This is a genomic window from Saccharopolyspora oryzae (genome assembly GCF_027853915.1).
Taxonomy (GTDB): Bacteria; Actinomycetota; Actinomycetes; order Mycobacteriales; family Pseudonocardiaceae; genus Saccharopolyspora; species Saccharopolyspora oryzae.
Map to the genome: position 1 here is coordinate 12,692 of NZ_JAQGLA010000085.1, position 15,465 is coordinate 28,156.

The window sequence follows — 15,465 nt, forward strand, 5'->3', positions numbered from 1 at the left end:
ACGTCCGAGTGATCACTGAACTCAGCGGGCACTCGGGGCCCATGACCGCAAGTGCCGAGGTCCAGTGGCAACTGGTCAACGGCATGGTGCACATGCGAGTCGCGGTCCCGGAGAAGGAACCTGTCACTGTTCAGGGACCAACGGTGTGCGGTTGCTTGATGGGCGTCCGCGACAAGTTGCCGCGAGTCGTCTTCATGGCCCAGGGAGCGCGGCGGGATGCCTGGTGGGGAACGCCCGAGCACCCGTGCGCGGTCGACGAGGTGCTCATCTACCCCGCTTTCGGACAGCCGCCGCTCCCCACCCGCCAACCGGCCCTGGGGTTCCTTCCCGAGAAGGACCTGGGTTTCCTCGCCACCAGCTCCGCTGAGCAGATGATGTACCGCGCGGAGTGGGAGGACGACATCCCGCCCAGCGTGCCGCGTTGGAGCGTGCGCTACGCCCACCGCCGAAACCCGGTCTGAGCTCGCCCTTCGAGCACCGCCTCTCGGCTTGTCCGAGGTTTGCTCGGGGTGCTGGTTGAACCCGTGGTGAACAGCGGGTGATCTCGGGCTTCGGGTACCGGTTTCCGTGCTTACGCTGCACGTTCACCGGTGGTTCGGGTCTGGAGGCGGTGTTCGTGGGGGTCACGTGGGGCGATGCCGTGGTGGCATTGGCTTCGCTGTTCGGCGAGCACGTCGGCAGCTGGGTGCTGGGCGTGCTCGCCGCGGTGACGATCAGCGCTCCGTTCGTCGACCGGTTCTTCGTGCGGCGCAAGCGGATCCACTACCGCGTGCTGTACAACTCCAAGATCGGGTTGAGCCCCGTGCAGCTGCACGACGGCGAGGTCGAGCCCGCGCACGAGGACCTGACGCCGATCGCCAAGCTGGTGGACCGGATGAGCATCGTGGTCATCCGGGTCCGCAACACCGGCAGCTTCGACATCGAGGCGCGGGACTTCGCCGAGGACATCTCGTTCAGCTTCGGCGAGCGGATCGTCTGGGACGCGCGGATCTCCGAGGCGCCGAGTCAGGACATCCGCCAGCGGATCCGCAACAACCTGGTGTTCCTCCCCGAGGAGCAGGACGTCGGGCTCCCCGAGGGCAAACCCGCCGGGGAAGCCGGTCTCGGCGTGCTCCGGGCCTGGCTCGGGCGGCGGTTCGAGAGCTACGTGCAGGCGCAGCCCACCGGGCCCGCCGAGGTCGGGCCGCAGTGGCACGGGGTTCGGCTGTCGAAGCTGAACCTGGAGCGCGGGCAGAAGTTCAAGCTCGTGGTGGTGCTGCGGGAGCCGGACGACGAACCGGCGCACGCGGCCGGGGACGACTTCGCCACCAGCAAGGAGATCTCCTTCGCCGGCAGCATCAGCAACGGCCGCATCACCGACGAGAAGCAGCAGCGGCGCATCACCTGGCCGCTGATCACCACAGCCGTCGGTCTGCTGCTGGCCGGTGCGCTCGTCACGACGCTGCTCACCGGTGCTTCCGCCACCGCCGGTGGTATCGCCTGCGGGTCCGGGGAGCTGCAGGTCAAGGGGTCCAGCGCGTTCGCGCCGATCGTGGGCGCGGTTGCCGAGAAGTACGACGAAACCTGCCGGACCGACATCCGCGTGACCCCGACCGGCAGCCTCGGCGGACTGCGGGAACTGGAGCGGACGAACGAGCCGGACAAGCTCGCGGTGCTGTCCGACGGCCCGGCGAAGGACGCGAACGACTACGCCGGCCGTCCCGTCGCCGTCGTCGTGTACGCGCTGGTGGTGAACGAGTCGGTGGACGTGTCCGATCTGAGCACCGACGACCTGCGGAAGATCTTCTCCGGCGAGCACACCGACTGGAAGCAGGTCCGGGGCGGTGGCGAACCGCTGCCGATCAACATCGTCGGGCGCGGTGCGGAATCGGGCTCCCGCACCGTTTTCGAGCAGAAGGTGCTCGGCGGGCAGGAGCCGCCGCTGTCCTCGGACGGCTGCGCGAAACCCGACCGGCAGGGATCGACCACGCCGACCCGGTGCGAGCGGACCGAAACGCAGGACGCGATCGCCGCCATCGCCGCGACGCCCGGTGCGATCGGTTACGCCGACGCACCCGCGGTCCGGCGCGCGATCGCGGAGAACCGCCCGCTGCACATCGTCACCCTCGACGGCAAGGCCCCGACCGTCGACGACGCCCTGCGCGGCTATCCGTTCCGGACGGTGGAATACCTCTACACCAAGGGCGAACCCGCCGAAGACACCCTCCTGAAGCGCTTCACGACCTACCTGAACAGCGACGCTGGCCAAGCAGTGATGCACGACCGCGGCTACACGCCCTGCACTGGCCCGACCGGCCCGCACCCTCTCTGCTCCGACCAGCGATGACGTTCGGCCTGGTCAGGACCCGTGAGTACTTTGGGGTGCTATAGCGCCTCAAAGTACTCACGGGAGCTGACCAGCAAAAACGGACCTGCGCTGCGATCTCCTTGGTTACCTTGGGGGCAGTCGATATTGGGAGAGCGATGGGGCGGTCCGGTTCTGTTCGCAAGGCACGACCGCTGGTCCGCGCTGTGGTGGCGGCAGGGCTGTCGTCCGGTGCGGCGGTTCTGATCAACATCGCCACCTCCGAACCGGCCACCTGGTGGCTGTGGATCGGCGTCGCCGTCCTCACCGTCATGGTGGGAATCGCCAGCTGGTGGGGAGAACGTCATCAGGGCGAGCCGGCGGAGAAGCCCTCGACCGACGTGGCGGTGGCAGAGCGGCTGGAACGAGCTCGGCAACTTCGCGAAGAAGGCGACTACCCGGGTGCTGAAGCAGAATTTCGCGCAGTTCTGCGCCAGACCCGCGCGGAACTCGGCGACGAGCACCCGGACACGCTGACCGCGCAGCACGACCTCGCAGGAGCGCTGAAGGACCGCGGCGAACTAGCCGAATCCGAATCCGAGTACCGCGCAATGCTGAAGATCCGCCAGCGAGTGCTCGGCGACGAACACCCCGACACGTTGACCACGCGGAACAATCTCGCTGGAGTCCTGAAGGACCGCGGCGAACTAGCCGAAGCGGAATCCGAAAACCGGGCCGTGCTGAAGATCCGCCAACGCGTGCTCGGCGACGAACACCCCAACACACTCGTCACGCGGCACAACCTCGCGGTGGTCCTGCACAGCCGCGGGGAGCTAGCCGAAGCGGAGTCCGAGTTCCGGGCCGTGCTGAAGCTCGATCAACGCGTGCTCGGCGACGAACACCCCAACACACTGGTCACGCGGCACAACCTCGCAGGAGTGCTGAAGGAGCGAGGGGAACTGGCCGAATCAGAGGCCGAATACCGCGCAGTGCTGAAGATCCGCCAACGCGTGCTCGGCGACGAACACCCCAAAACACTCGTCACGCGGCACAACCTCGCAGGAGTGCTGAAGGAGCGCGGGGAACTGGCCGAATCAGAGGCCGAGTTCCGAGCAGTTCTCGCCCTGTCACGACGTGTGCTCGGTGAGCAGCATCCCCGGACGCTGGGTACGCGGCACAACCTCGCGACGGTGCTGAAGGCTCGCGGCGAACTGGCCGAAGCAGAGTCCGAATACCGTGCAGTGCTGAAGATCCGCCAACGCGTGCTCGGCGACGAACACCCCGACACACTCGTCACGCGGCACAACCTCGCAGGGGTCCTGAAGGACCGCGGCGAACTGGCCGAAGCGGAATCCGAATACCGCGCAGTCCTGAAGATCCGCCAACGCGTCCTCGGCGACGAACACCCCGACACGCTGACCACGCGGAACAACTTCGCAGGAGTGCTGAGTTCCCGCGGTGAACTCGCCGAATCAGAGGCTGAGTACCGAGCGGTTCTCGCCCTGTCATCACGTGTGCTCGGCGACCAGCACCCCAACACCCTGAGCACTCGGCACAACCTCGCAAGGGTCTTGGAGGAACGTGGGCAGCTGGCCGAAGCCGAAGCCGAATACCGGACCGTTCTGACCTTGCAACGGCGCGTCCTCGGCGACGAGCACCCCGACGTGCTGACCATGCGGAACAACCTCGCTGGGGTGTTGTACGCCCGCGATGACCTGGCGGGGTCGGAATCCGAATACCGGGCCGTGCTGGCCCTGCAACGACGCGTCCTCGGCGACGAACACTCCAGCACGCTGAACACGCGGGGCAACCTCGCAATGGTGCTCAAGAACCGCGGCGAACTGGACGAAGCCGAAGCCGAGCTCCGAAGCGTGCTGAAGATCCGCCGCCGCGTGCTCGGCGACGAACACCCCGAGACGCTCATCACGCGGGGAAACCTCGCACTCGTGCTGGACGACCGCGGCGGACCAGCGGAAGCCGAACCCGAATACAGGGCCGTCCTCGCCCTGCAACAACGCGTGCTCGGCGACGAGCATCTCGACACGCTGACGACGCGGAACAACCTCGCTGGAGCGCTGCGGGACCGCGGGGAGCTGGCCGAAGCGGAAGCCGAGTTCCGCGCCGTGCTGAAGATTCGCCGACGGGTGCTCGGCGAGCAGCATCCCGACACCCTGGCCACGGACGAGGCACTCCGCGAACTGCGCTCCGCCGAGTAGCCCCACGGGCTCAGAGTTCGAAGCGGTAGCCCATCCCTGGTTCGGTGATCAGGTGCCGGGGGTGGCTCGGGTCCTGTTCCAGCTTTCGGCGGAGTTGGGCGAGGTAGACGCGGAGGTAGTGGGTTTCGTTCGCGTACTGGGGTCCCCAGACCTCTTTGAGCAGCTGCTTCTGGGCGACCAGGCGGCCCTGGTTGCGGGCCAGGACTTCGAGCATCCCCCACTCGGTCGGCGTCAGGTGGATCTCCTCGCCGTCGCGCAGGACCCGCTTCGCGGACAGGTCCACGGTGAACGTCGCGGTTTCCACCACCGGTTGGTCGGCCGCGCCGGTGGTGCTGGCGCGGCGGACCGCGGCGCGCAGGCGGGCCAGGAGTTCGTCCATGCCGAAGGGTTTGGTGACGTAGTCGTCCGCTCCCGCGTCCAGCGCCAGCACCTTGTCCGTGGAGTCGGTGCGGGCCGAGAGCACGATGATCGGCACCGTCGTCCAGCCGCGCAGCCCCGCGATGACCTCGCCGCCGTCCATGTCAGGCAGGCCGAGGTCGAGCACCACCACGTCGGGTTTCCCGTCGCCCGCAGCGCGCAGCGCGGATGCGCCGTCGACGGCGGTGAGCACCTGGTAGCCGCGGGCGCTCAGGTTGATCCGCAGTGCGCGCAGCAGCTGCGGCTCGTCGTCGATCACCAGGACCTTCGTCATCGCTTCCCCTGTCCGTCCGCCACCGGCAACGAGAGCACGATCGTCAACCCGCCGCCGGGGGTGTCCTCCGCGCGGATCGTGCCGCCCATCGCTGTCATGAACCCCTGCGCCACGCTCAACCCGAGCCCCACCCCGGCCTGGCCCTGGTCGCCGCGCTCACCATGCTCGCCGAGCCGCTCGAACGGCGCGAACACCGCGTCCGCCGAGCCTTCGGGCAGGCCCGGACCGTGGTCGACGATCCGCAGCTCCACGCGGGCCGCGTGCTCGCTGGCGCGGATGCTGATCCGCCCGCCGTCCGGACGCCCGTACTTCAGCGCGTTCTGCACCACGTTGGCCACCACTCGTTCCAGCAGCCCCGAATCGGCCTGCACGGGTGGCTGCGACTCGTCGATCTCGACGTCGATGTGCTGCTGCCCGTCCAGTCCGGCCAGCGCGCCCGCCACGACCTCGTCGTAGCCGACCGGGCGCAGCCGCGGGGCGATCGCGCCGGTGGCCAGCCGGGAGGAGTCGAGCAGGTTGCCGACCAGATCGGTCAGCCGGTCCGCCGATTCCTCCACCCCGGCCAGCAGTTCGGAGGTGTCCTCCGCGGAGAGCTGGAGGTCGGGGGCGCGCAGGCTGCTCACCGAGGCCTTGATCGAGGCCAGCGGGGTGCGCAGGTCGTGCCCGACCGCGGACAGCAGCGCGGTGCGCAGCTGCGTCGCGTCGGCGAGCCGTTGCGCCTCCAGAGCTTCCGCGGCCATCCGCTGCTGGCGCAGCGCGACCAGCGCCTGCCCGGCCGCACCTTCCAGCACCGTGCGATCCGCCGCCGGGAGGGGCCGTCCGGACCGTTCGAGCACCAGGTGCACGTCCGGGTTGACCTCGATGTCCACATCGGACTTGTCCGGGCTGGTGCAGGGCTGCGCGCCGGTGGAAGCCGCCACCTGCCAACCGTCCTGGGTCCGCTCCAGCAGCGCCGCGGAGGTCAGGCCGAAGTTCTCCACCACCTTCTCCAGCAGCCGGGGCAGCGGATCCGGGTGGGTGAGCACAGTTCGGGCGTAGGACGTCAGCAGTGCTGCCTCGGTGCGCGCGCTGCTGGCCTGCTCGGCGAGGCGCGCCCCGCGGTCGACGGTGAAGGCGACCACCATGCCGACGATCATCATCGCTATCACCGTCACCAGGTTCTGCGGTTCGGCGACGGTCAGCGTGTACAGCGGCGGGGTCAGGAAGAAGTTCAGCAGCCCGCCGGACAGCAGCGCGGCGACGATCGCCGGTGCCATCCCGCCGACCAGCGCGACGATGACGGTGACCAGGAAGTAGCCGACGACGTCGGTGGACAGCGAGTCGAAGCCGAACTCGTAGGCCACCGCCGTGACCGCGCTCGGCAGCAGCACCGACAGCACCCAGCCCCAGACCTGGCGGACCGAGGACAGCGGGTTGCGGGCGATCCTCCTCAGCAGCGGCCGCCCGCCGGCCTCGGAGTGGGTGACCATGTGCACGTCGATGGCACCGGACTTCTGCACCGTCACCGCGCCGATGCCCTCGTCGAACACCCGCGCCCAGCGGGACCGGCGGGAGGTGCCGACGACCAGCTGCGTGGCGTCCGCGGCACGGGCGAACTCCAGCAGCGCCTCCGGCACGTCATCACCGACGACCGTGTGGAAGCTGGCACCGACCGCGTCCGCGAGCTTGCGCGCGCGGGCGACGCCCACCGGCGAGACGCCGGCGAGGCCGTCGCTGCGCAGCACGTGCACCACCTGGAGCTCCGCGCCCGCACGGGCGGCGATGCGGCGCGCTCTGCGGATCAGCGTCTCGCTCTCCGGGCCACCGGTGACGGCGACGACCACCCGCTCGCGGGCCTCCCAGGTGTCGGTGATCTTCTTCTCCGCGCGGTAGCGGCGCAGCGCCACGTCGACCTGGTCGGCCAGCCACAGCAGCGCCAGCTCGCGCAGCGCGGTGAGGTTGCCGGTGCGGAAGTAGTTGCCCAGCGCGGCGTCGACCCGGTCGGCGGCGTAGATGTTGCCGTGCGCCATCCGGCGGCGGAGCGCTTCGGGGGTGATGTCGGCGAGCTCGATCTGCTCGGCGCGGCGCACCACCTCGTCCGGCACCGTCTCCTGCTGGCGGATGCCGGTGATCCCCTCCACGACGTCGTTGAGGCTCTCCAGGTGCTGCACGTTCACCGTGGACAGCACGGTGATCCCGGCGTCGAGCAGCTCCTCGATGTCCTGCCAGCGCTTCTCGTTGCGAGAGCCGGGGACGTTGGTGTGCGCGAGCTCGTCGACGACCGCGACCTCCGGTTTGCGGGCGAGCACGGCGGCGAGGTCCATCTCGGTGAGCTCGACGCCTCGGTGCTCGACCGTCGCGCGCGGCACGACCTCGAGGCCGTCGAGCAGCGCGGCGGTGTTGGCCCGGCCGTGGTCCTCCACGAAGCCGACCACCACGTCGGTGCCGCGCTGGGCCCTGCGGTGCGCTTCGTTGAGCATCGCGTAGGTCTTCCCCACACCTGGTGCCGCGCCGAGGTAGATCCGCAGTTCCCCGCGCCGCCGTCCGCTCTCTCCCACGCTCCCAGTCTCCTACGACCCGCTGTTAATAGCGGCTGCACCGCTCCGTTGGCTGCTCGTGAGCGCTTTGGGGCGCCACAGCACCCCGAAGCACTCACGAACCTCATCCTGCCTGGTGGACGGCGACGTTGAGGGTCGTCGTGTTGACCACGCGCTCGGCGATCACCCCACCTGTGGTGTTCTCCGCGATCAGGCGCCGGACCTCGCCCAACGGCAGCCCGGTGACCCGAGCCACGCGCGGTGCCTGCAGGTCCGCGTAGGCCGGGCTGATGTCCGGGTCCACGCCGCTGGCCGACGCCGTCACGGCGTCCGCGGGCACCTGCGCCGGTGCCACGCCCTCTCGGAGGGCGATCGCGGCGCGCCGCTCCTGCACCGCCGCCAGCAGCTTCTGGTTGTCCCCGCCGTAGTTGGAACCTCCCGTGGCCGACGGGTCGCCGGAGGCCGACGGCCGGGTGTGGAAGTACGGGTCGTGCGCCGGGTCCGCCGGGACCGGGTCGATGCCGATCAGCGACGAGCCGACCGCCCGGCCGTCCACCACGATCTGCGAGCCCTCGGCGTTGGCCTGCAGGCCGGGGATCCGGCTGATCCCCCAGATCGCCAGCGGGTACGCCACGCCCAGCACGACCGTGGCCACCAGCAGCAGCCGCAACCCCGCCAACGCCTGCCGCAACAGGGTCTTCTTCATCGGATACCTCTCCAGATCTTCTGCAGTTTCAATTGAAACTGCGATCGGCCGCGCCCGGGTTCTGCAGTTTCAATTGAAACTGTGGTCCACATGGTGGGACTCCTCAGCCGATGCCGGGGACGAAGCGGATCAGCAGGTCGATCAGCCAGATGCCCAGGAACGGGGTGGCGATGCCGCCCAGGCCGTACACCAGCAGGTTCCGCCGCAGCAGGGCGCTGGCAGTCGACGGCCGGTAGCGGACTCCGCGCAGCGCCAACGGGATCAGCGCCACGATGATCAGCGCGTTGAAGATCACCGCGGCCAGGATCGCCGAGGTCGGCGTGGCCAGCCGCATGACGTTCAGCGCGTCCAGCTGCGGGTAGATCGCCACGAACATCGCCGGCAGGATCGCGAAGTACTTGGCCAGGTCGTTGGCGATGCTGAAGGTCGTCAGCGCGCCGCGGGTGATCAGCAGCTGCTTGCCGATCTCGACGATCTCGATCAGCTTGGTCGGGTCGGAGTCCAGGTCGACCATGTTCCCGGCTTCCTTGGCCGCCGCCGTGCCGGTGTTCATCGCCACCCCGACGTCGGCCTGCGCGAGCGCGGGCGCGTCGTTGGTGCCGTCGCCGGTCATCGCGACCAGCCGCCCGCCCTCCTGCTCGGCCTTGATCAGCGCCATCTTGTCCTCGGGTTTGGCCTCCGCGAGGTAGTCGTCGACGCCCGCTTCGGCGGCGATGGCCTTGGCGGTGAGCTCGTTGTCGCCGGTGACCATCACGGTGCGGATGCCCATCGCGCGCAGCTCGGCGAAGCGCTCCGCCATGCCCGGTTTGACCACATCGGACAGTCGAATCACCCCGACCACCCGGGTGTTCCCGCCGCTGCGCTCGGCGACGACCAGCGGAGTGCCGCCCTGCGAAGCGATTTCGCCGGTCAGCGCCACCACTTCGTCCGGAACGCCCCCGGCCCAGGCCCGAACCGCGCTGGTCGCGCCCTTGCGGATCTCACGGCCGTCGACGTCGATGCCGCTCATCCTGGTCTGCGCCGAGAACTCGACCTCTTCGGCCGCCAGCTCCGCGCCGCTCGCCTGCTCCGGCAGCGAGAACTGCTCGACGCAGAACGCCACGATGCTGGTGCCTTCCGGGGTCTTGTCGGCCAGGCTCGACAACCGCGCCACTTCGGCCAGTTCCCGCACCGTCGCGCCGCCGACCGGGATCAGCTCGGTGCACCGCCGGTTGCCGAAGGTGATCGTCCCGGTCTTGTCCAGCAGCAGCGTGTCCACGTCCCCGGCCGCTTCCACCGCACGACCGGACTTGGCGAGCACGTTGCGCTGCACCAACCGGTCCATGCCCGCGATGCCGATCGCCGACAGCAGCGCCCCGATGGTGGTCGGGATCAGGCACACCAGCAGCGCGGTCAGCGTGATCACCGACAGCAGCGAACCGGAGTAGCCGGCCATCGGCTGCAGCGCCACGACCGCGAGCAGGAAGATGACGGTCAGCGTGGACAGCAAGATCGTCAGCGCGATCTCGTTCGGCGTCTTCTGCCGCTGCGCGCCTTCGACCAGCGCGATCATCCGGTCCACGAAGGTCTCGCCGGGTTTGGTGGTGATCCGCACGACGATCCGGTCCGACAGCACGGTGGTGCCTGCCGTCACGGCCGAGCGGTCGCCGCCGGATTCCCGGATGACCGGGGCGGATTCGCCGGTGATCGCCGATTCGTCGACGGTCGCGATGCCGCGCACCACGTCACCGTCACCGGGGATGACCTCCCCCGCCTCGACCACCACTTCATCGCCGATCCGCAGCGAAGTGCCGGGAACCCGCTCCTCGGCCCCGTCGACCAGCCGCCGCGCGACGGCCTCTGTCTTGGTGCGCCGCAACGATTCCGCCTGCGCCCGGCCGCGCCCTTCGGCGACGGCTTCGGCGAGGTTGGCGAACAGCACGGTGAACCACAGCCACGCGGCCACCGAGATGCCGAACACGCTGGGCTCGAACACCGCGAGAACGGTGGTCAGCACCGAACCCACCCACACCACGAACATGACCGGGTTGGCCAGCTGGTGCTTCGGGTTCAGCTTGCGCAGCGCTTCCGGCAACGAGGTCCACAGCTGCTGCGGGCTGAACGCGCCCGCGCCGAGCTTGCGCGGACCGGTTTCGGCTCGTTCGGTGCGGGGTTCCGCCAAGGTCGTGGTCATGCGAGGGCCTCCGCGATCGGTCCGAGGGCGAGCGCGGGCAGGAAGGTCAGCGCCGCGACGAGGACAACGGTTCCGCCGAGCAGTCCGGCGAACAGCGGGCCGGTGGTGGGCAACGTGCCCGCCGTGGCCGGAACGCGCTGCTGCGCGGCCACCGAACCGGCCAGCATCAGCACCGCGAGGATCGGCACGAACCGGCCGAACAGCATCGCCAGCCCGAGCGCGGCCTGGAAGAAGTCGCTGGTGACGGTGAGCCCGGCGAAGGCGCTGCCGTTGTTGTTGCCGGTGGAGGCGAAGGCGTAGAGGACCTCCGAGAGCCCGTGCGCGCCGGTGTTGGTCATGGCGTCCGATGTGGACGGAAGCGCCAGCGCGATGCCCGCGCCGAGCAGCACCACCGTCGGCATGGCCAGGATCGAGATCGCCGCCGCGGTGACCTCCCGCCGCCCCAGCTTCTTGCCCAGGTACTCCGGGGTCCGCCCGACCATCAGCCCGGCCAGGAACACCGCGATCACGGCCAGCACCAGGATCCCGTACAGCCCGGATCCGACGCCGCCGGGCGCGACCTCGCCGAGCAGCATGTTCAGCATCGGCACCAGGCCGCCGAGCCCGGTGAAGCTGTCGTGCATCGAGTTGACGGCGCCGGTGGAGGTACCGGTGGTGGCGACCGCGAACAGGCCGGACAGGAACAGCCCGAACCGCGCCTCCTTGCCCTCCAGCGCGCCGCCGGCGGCCAGCGCAGCGGGGCCGTTCGGGTGGCTCTCGGCCCACCAGACGAGCGCGGTCATCAGCGCCATGATCGAGACCATCACCGCCAGCAGCACCCGGCCCTGGCGGCGGTCGCCGACCATGGTGCCGAAGGTGCGGGTCAGGGCCAGCGGGATCACCAGGATCAGGAAGATCTCCAGCAGGTTGCTGAGGCCACCGGGGTTGGAGAACGGGTGCGCCGAGTTGGCGTTGAGCACCCCGCCGCCGTTGGTGCCGAGCTCCTTGATGGCCTCCTGGCCGGCGATCGGCGCGGTGGCGATGGTGTGCGCCTGCCCGTCCAGCCCGACGACGTGGATGCCGGCGGCCAGGCTCATCGCCGCGCCCAGCGCGATCAGCAGCACGGCCGCGACCGCCGCGATCGGCAGCAGGACGCGGGTGCAGCCGCGGGTGATGTCCACCCAGATGTTGCCGATGCGCCCGGTGCCCGCCGCGGTGAAGCCGCGCACCAGCGCGATCGCCACCGCCATGCCGACCGCCGCCGACACGAAGTTCTGCACGGTCAGCCCGGCCATCTGCACCGCGTGCCCGAGCGACTGCTCCGGCACGTAGGACTGCCAGTTGGTGTTGGTCGCGAAGCTGATCGCGGTGTTGAACGCGACCGCGGGATCCACCGCGCCGCGCCCCAGGCTCAACGGCAGCCACGGCTGCAACCGCTGCAACAGGTACAGCAGCGCGACGGACATCGCGGAGAAGCCGAGAACGCCTGCGGCGTAAGTGGTCCAGCGCTGCTGGACGTCGGGTTCGACGCGCACCAGGCGGTACACCGCCCGCTCGACGCGCCAGTGCTCCTCGCTGGTGTAGACGTGCGCGAGGTAGTCACCGAGGGGCCGGTAGACCACCCCGATGGCCAGGACCAGGAGGCCGACCTGGACCAGGCCGACCGTCAGCGAACTCATCAGAACTTCTCCGGCCGGACGAGGGCGACGAACAGATAACCGATCAACAGCAACGCCAACGCGCCCCCGGCGACGTTGGCCAGCAATGCGCTCACAACCGCTCCAAACCGCGCAAGATCAGGGCGAGCACGAGGAACCCGCCGATCAGCACCACGGCGAAGGCCAGATCAGCCACCGCTGCGCACTCCTTCGCATCTCCGGGCCGCCGGGTCGGCGACCGCCCGGACCTAGCGAAGTCCTCGTGGCCGATCAGGTGAAGGCCCTCAGACGGCTCCTTGACGCGGCGGATCAACGCGTTGACGCGTTCTTGATGCACCGGTTTGAACCATTCCGCCCGGTGTGCACGGATCGTGAGTGGGACACTTCACCCCGTGAGTTGGTTTCATCGATGCAACGATCTCGTTAACCTCGGTAAATAGTTCCGGCACGCGTCCGGGAACCCCCTGAACTGCCCGCACGAAATCCGAACACCGAGAGGAGAACGGGCCATGTGCGGAATCTCCGGCTGGATCGACTTCCAGCGCGACCTCACCCGCGAACAACCCGCGATCGACGCCATGTGCGACACCATGTCCTGCCGGGGCCCCGACGCCCGCGGCACCTGGGTGGCCCCGCACGCCGCGCTCGGCCACCGCCGGCTGGCCATCATCGACCTGCCCGGCGGCACGCAGCCGATGACCTCCCCCGACGGCGACGTGGTGATCGTCTACAGCGGCGAGGCCTACAACTTCACCGAACTGCGCGACGAACTGCGCCGCCGCGGCCACCGCTTCGCCACCGACAGCGACACCGAGGTCGTCCTGCACGGCTACCTGGAGTGGGGCGCGAAGGTCGCCGAGCACCTCAACGGCATGTTCGCCTTCGCCGTCTGGGACAGCCGCACCGAGCAGCTGCTGCTGATCCGCGACCGGATGGGCATCAAGCCGCTGTACTACTACCCGACCGAGCAGGGCGTGCTGTTCGGCTCCGAGCCCAAGGCGATCCTGGCCAACCCGCTGGCGGAGAAGGTCGTCGACGCCGACGGGCTGCGCGAGCTGTTCACCCCGGTCAAGACGCCGCGGCAGGCCGTGTGGGCGGGCATGAGCGAGGTCGAGCCGGGCACGATCCTCACCGTCGACCGCAACGGCCTGCGCGAGCACACCTACTGGCAGCTCGACGCCGTCGAGCACACCGACGACCAGCAGGCCACCGTGCAGCACGTGCGGGAACTGCTGGACGACATCGTCGCGCGGCAGCTGATCTCCGACGTGCCGCGCTGCGTGCTGCTCTCCGGCGGCCTGGACTCCAGCGCCATCACCGCGCTGGCCGGCCTCGAGCTGAGCCGCAGCGGCGAGCAGGTGCGCAGCTTCGCGGTCGACTTCCTCGGCCAGGCCGAGAACTTCGTGCCCGACGACCTGCGCGCCACCCCGGACACGCCCTACGTGCACGACGTTGCCCAGCACGTGGGCTCGAAGCACCAGGACATCGTGCTCTCCCCCGACGCGCTGGCCGACCCGGCGGTGCGCCGGGCCACCGTGCAGGCCCGCGACCTGCCGATGGGCCTGGGCGACATGGACCAGTCGCTGTACCTGCTGTTCAAGGCCATCCGCGAGCACTCCACGGTGGCGCTGTCCGGCGAGTCCGCGGACGAGGTGTTCGGCGGATACCAGTGGTTCCACGACCCGGAGGTGCGCAAGGCCGACACGTTCCCGTGGCTGGCGGCGGTGCGCGCGCACCGCGACGGCGAGTCGCAGGTGCTGGACCCGCACGTGCAGGACGTGCTGAGCCTCGAGTCCTACGTGGCCGACCGGTACCGCGAATCGCTCGCAGCAGTACCGACCTTGGACGGGGAGAGCGCTTTCGAACGGCGGATGCGGGAGATCAGCTACCTGCACCTGACCCGGTTCGTGCGGATCCTGCTGGACCGCAAGGACCGGATGAGCATGGCGGTCGGCCTGGAGGTCCGGGTGCCGTTCTGCGACCACCGGCTGGTGGAGTACGTGTTCAACGCCCCGTGGGCGCTGAAGAACTTCGACGGCCGGGAGAAGAGCCTGCTGCGCCACGCCACCGCGGACGCGCTGCCGAAGTCGGTGGTGGACCGGGTGAAGAGCCCGTACCCGTCCACACAGGACCCGAAGTACGCGGCGGCCCTGCAGGCCCAGGTGTCGGACCTGGTCGCGGCGGGCAGCGAAGCGCTGTCGCTGATGAACGGCCCGTGGCTGCGCGAAGCGCTGGCCAAGGACCCGGCCACCATCGACACGCCGACCCGCTTCCACTTCGAGCGGGCCCTCGACCTGGCCACCTGGTTCGACATCCACAACCCGACGATCAAGCTCTGATCCCGCCGGGGTGCGCGGGCCCCTCCGCGCACCCCCGACCGGCTCAGGACAGCGGCAGCAGGAGGCGGAAAGTGCTGCCCCCAGCGGGATTCGCGCGGAGCTCGACGCGGCCGTTGTGGGCTTCCGCCAGGGCCGCCGCGATCGCCAGGCCAAGACCCGTGCCGCCCGCCTGCCGGGTACGGCCGTCGTCGACCCGGTAGAAGCGGTCGAAGATCCGGCTCGCGTCCTCCGCCGCGATCCCCGGTCCGCGGTCCGAGACCGACACCACCACGACCGGGCTGCCCACCGGCATCTCCGCCCCCGCGGACGCCGAAGCGCCGCTTTCGACCGCGCCGTACGCCACCTCGACGGTGATCGGCGAACCGGGCGTGCTGTGCAGCAAGGCGTTGCTCACCAGATTCGTCAGCACCTGCCGCAGCCGCGGACCATCCCCCAGCACCCGCAGCTGCTCCGGTGCGCGGGCGGTGATCTCCCGATCGGGATCGCGCGCCCGCCCGTCCGCGAGGACGTCCTGCACCAGCGGCACCAGGTCGAGCTCGACGAGGTCCACGGTGCGCTCCCGGTCCAGCCGGGCCAGCAGCAGCATGTCCTCGACCAGCCCTCCCATGCGCACCGCCTCGGATTCGATGCGGCGCATCATCATCCGCACGTCCTCCGGCCGGTGCTGGTCGCTGCGCCGGTACAGCTCGGCGAATCCGCGGATCGACGTCAGCGGCGTGCGCAGCTCATGCGAGGCATCCGCGACGAACCGCCGCAACCGCTGCTCGGACTGTTCCCGCTGCTGCAACGCGTCCACCAGCCGACCGAGCATCGTGTTCAGCGCCGATCCGAGCCGCCCGGTCTCGGTCCGCGGGTCCTGGTCCGGCACGCGCCGATCCAGCTGCCCCGCCGCGAGCGCGTCGG

12 protein-coding genes are annotated in these 15,465 nt (G+C 69.8%); 4 read left to right on the plus strand and 8 right to left on the minus strand.

Annotated features, from left to right (window positions below; genetic code table 11):
* Nucleotides 1-41 precede the first annotated feature (41 nt).
* From OU415_RS31815 to OU415_RS31825, 3 genes are all read left to right on the plus strand, one after another.
* Complete coding sequence (locus OU415_RS31815; RefSeq protein WP_270953188.1) at nt 42-461, plus strand: hypothetical protein; 420 nt, start codon at nt 42-44, stop codon at nt 459-461.
* Nucleotides 462-616: 155 nt separating this feature from the next.
* Nucleotides 617-2,326: a PstS family phosphate ABC transporter substrate-binding protein gene (locus tag OU415_RS31820; protein WP_270953189.1), complete on the plus strand. Its 1,710-nt coding sequence runs from the start codon at nt 617-619 to the stop codon at nt 2,324-2,326.
* 137 nt (nt 2,327-2,463) lie between these two features.
* Complete coding sequence (locus tag OU415_RS31825) at nt 2,464-4,500, plus strand: tetratricopeptide repeat protein (protein WP_270953190.1); 2,037 nt, start codon at nt 2,464-2,466, stop codon at nt 4,498-4,500.
* Nucleotides 4,501-4,510: 10 nt separating this feature from the next.
* Here OU415_RS31825 and OU415_RS31830 read toward each other — a convergent pair whose 3' ends face one another.
* From OU415_RS31830 to OU415_RS31860, 7 genes are all read right to left on the minus strand, one after another.
* Complete coding sequence (locus tag OU415_RS31830) at nt 4,511-5,191, minus strand: response regulator (RefSeq protein ID WP_270953191.1); 681 nt, start codon at nt 5,189-5,191, stop codon at nt 4,511-4,513.
* Complete coding sequence (locus tag OU415_RS31835) at nt 5,188-7,728, minus strand: sensor histidine kinase (RefSeq protein WP_270953192.1); 2,541 nt, start codon at nt 7,726-7,728, stop codon at nt 5,188-5,190. The genes OU415_RS31830 and OU415_RS31835 overlap by 4 nt, the downstream gene beginning before the upstream one ends.
* A gap of 103 nt (nt 7,729-7,831) precedes the next feature.
* Nucleotides 7,832-8,413, minus strand: a complete 582-nt coding sequence (locus OU415_RS31840) for a potassium-transporting ATPase subunit C (protein WP_270953193.1) — start codon at nt 8,411-8,413, stop codon at nt 7,832-7,834.
* 103 nt (nt 8,414-8,516) lie between these two features.
* On the minus strand, nt 8,517-10,586 hold the full coding sequence (kdpB, locus tag OU415_RS31845) for a potassium-transporting ATPase subunit KdpB (protein WP_270953194.1): 2,070 nt from the start codon (nt 10,584-10,586) through the stop codon (nt 8,517-8,519).
* Nucleotides 10,583-12,244 (minus strand): potassium-transporting ATPase subunit KdpA, encoded by a 1,662-nt coding sequence (gene kdpA, locus OU415_RS31850; protein ID WP_270953195.1) that lies wholly within the window; start codon nt 12,242-12,244, stop codon nt 10,583-10,585. Before kdpA ends, kdpB begins: the two co-directional genes overlap by 4 nt.
* Nucleotides 12,244-12,339: a K(+)-transporting ATPase subunit F gene (kdpF, locus tag OU415_RS31855; protein ID WP_270953196.1), complete on the minus strand. Its 96-nt coding sequence runs from the start codon at nt 12,337-12,339 to the stop codon at nt 12,244-12,246. Before kdpF ends, kdpA begins: the two co-directional genes overlap by 1 nt.
* The gene (locus tag OU415_RS31860; protein ID WP_270953197.1) at nt 12,336-12,560 is read right to left on the minus strand and encodes a hypothetical protein; all 225 of its coding nucleotides are present in this window, start codon (nt 12,558-12,560) and stop codon (nt 12,336-12,338) included. Before OU415_RS31860 ends, kdpF begins: the two co-directional genes overlap by 4 nt.
* 172 nt (nt 12,561-12,732) lie before the next feature.
* On the opposite strand from OU415_RS31860, the gene asnB reads away from it, so the two are divergent.
* Entirely contained in the window at nt 12,733-14,562 is a 1,830-nt protein-coding gene (asnB, locus tag OU415_RS31865; RefSeq protein ID WP_270953198.1) for an asparagine synthase (glutamine-hydrolyzing), read from the plus strand.
* A gap of 43 nt (nt 14,563-14,605) precedes the next feature.
* Here asnB and OU415_RS31870 read toward each other — a convergent pair.
* On the minus strand, nt 14,606-15,465 hold an 860-nt coding region (locus OU415_RS31870; protein WP_270953199.1), incomplete at its 5' end, for a sensor histidine kinase.

Bases quoted from the DNA above. Each gene is read 5' to 3' on its own strand.
- OU415_RS31815 (WP_270953188.1), top strand. From the start codon at position 42: ATGACCGCAAGTGCCGAGGTCCAGTGGCAACTGGTCAACGGCATGGTG.
- OU415_RS31825 (WP_270953190.1), top strand. From the start codon at position 2,464: ATGGGGCGGTCCGGTTCTGTTCGCAAGGCACGACCGCTGGTCCGCGCT.
- OU415_RS31830 (WP_270953191.1), bottom strand. From the start codon at position 5,191: ATGACGAAGGTCCTGGTGATCGACGACGAGCCGCAGCTGCTGCGCGCA.
- OU415_RS31840 (WP_270953193.1), bottom strand. From the start codon at position 8,413: ATGAAGAAGACCCTGTTGCGGCAGGCGTTGGCGGGGTTGCGGCTGCTG.
- kdpB (WP_270953194.1), bottom strand. From the start codon at position 10,586: ATGACCACGACCTTGGCGGAACCCCGCACCGAACGAGCCGAAACCGGT.
- kdpA (WP_270953195.1), bottom strand. From the start codon at position 12,244: ATGAGTTCGCTGACGGTCGGCCTGGTCCAGGTCGGCCTCCTGGTCCTG.
- asnB (WP_270953198.1), top strand. From the start codon at position 12,733: ATGTGCGGAATCTCCGGCTGGATCGACTTCCAGCGCGACCTCACCCGC.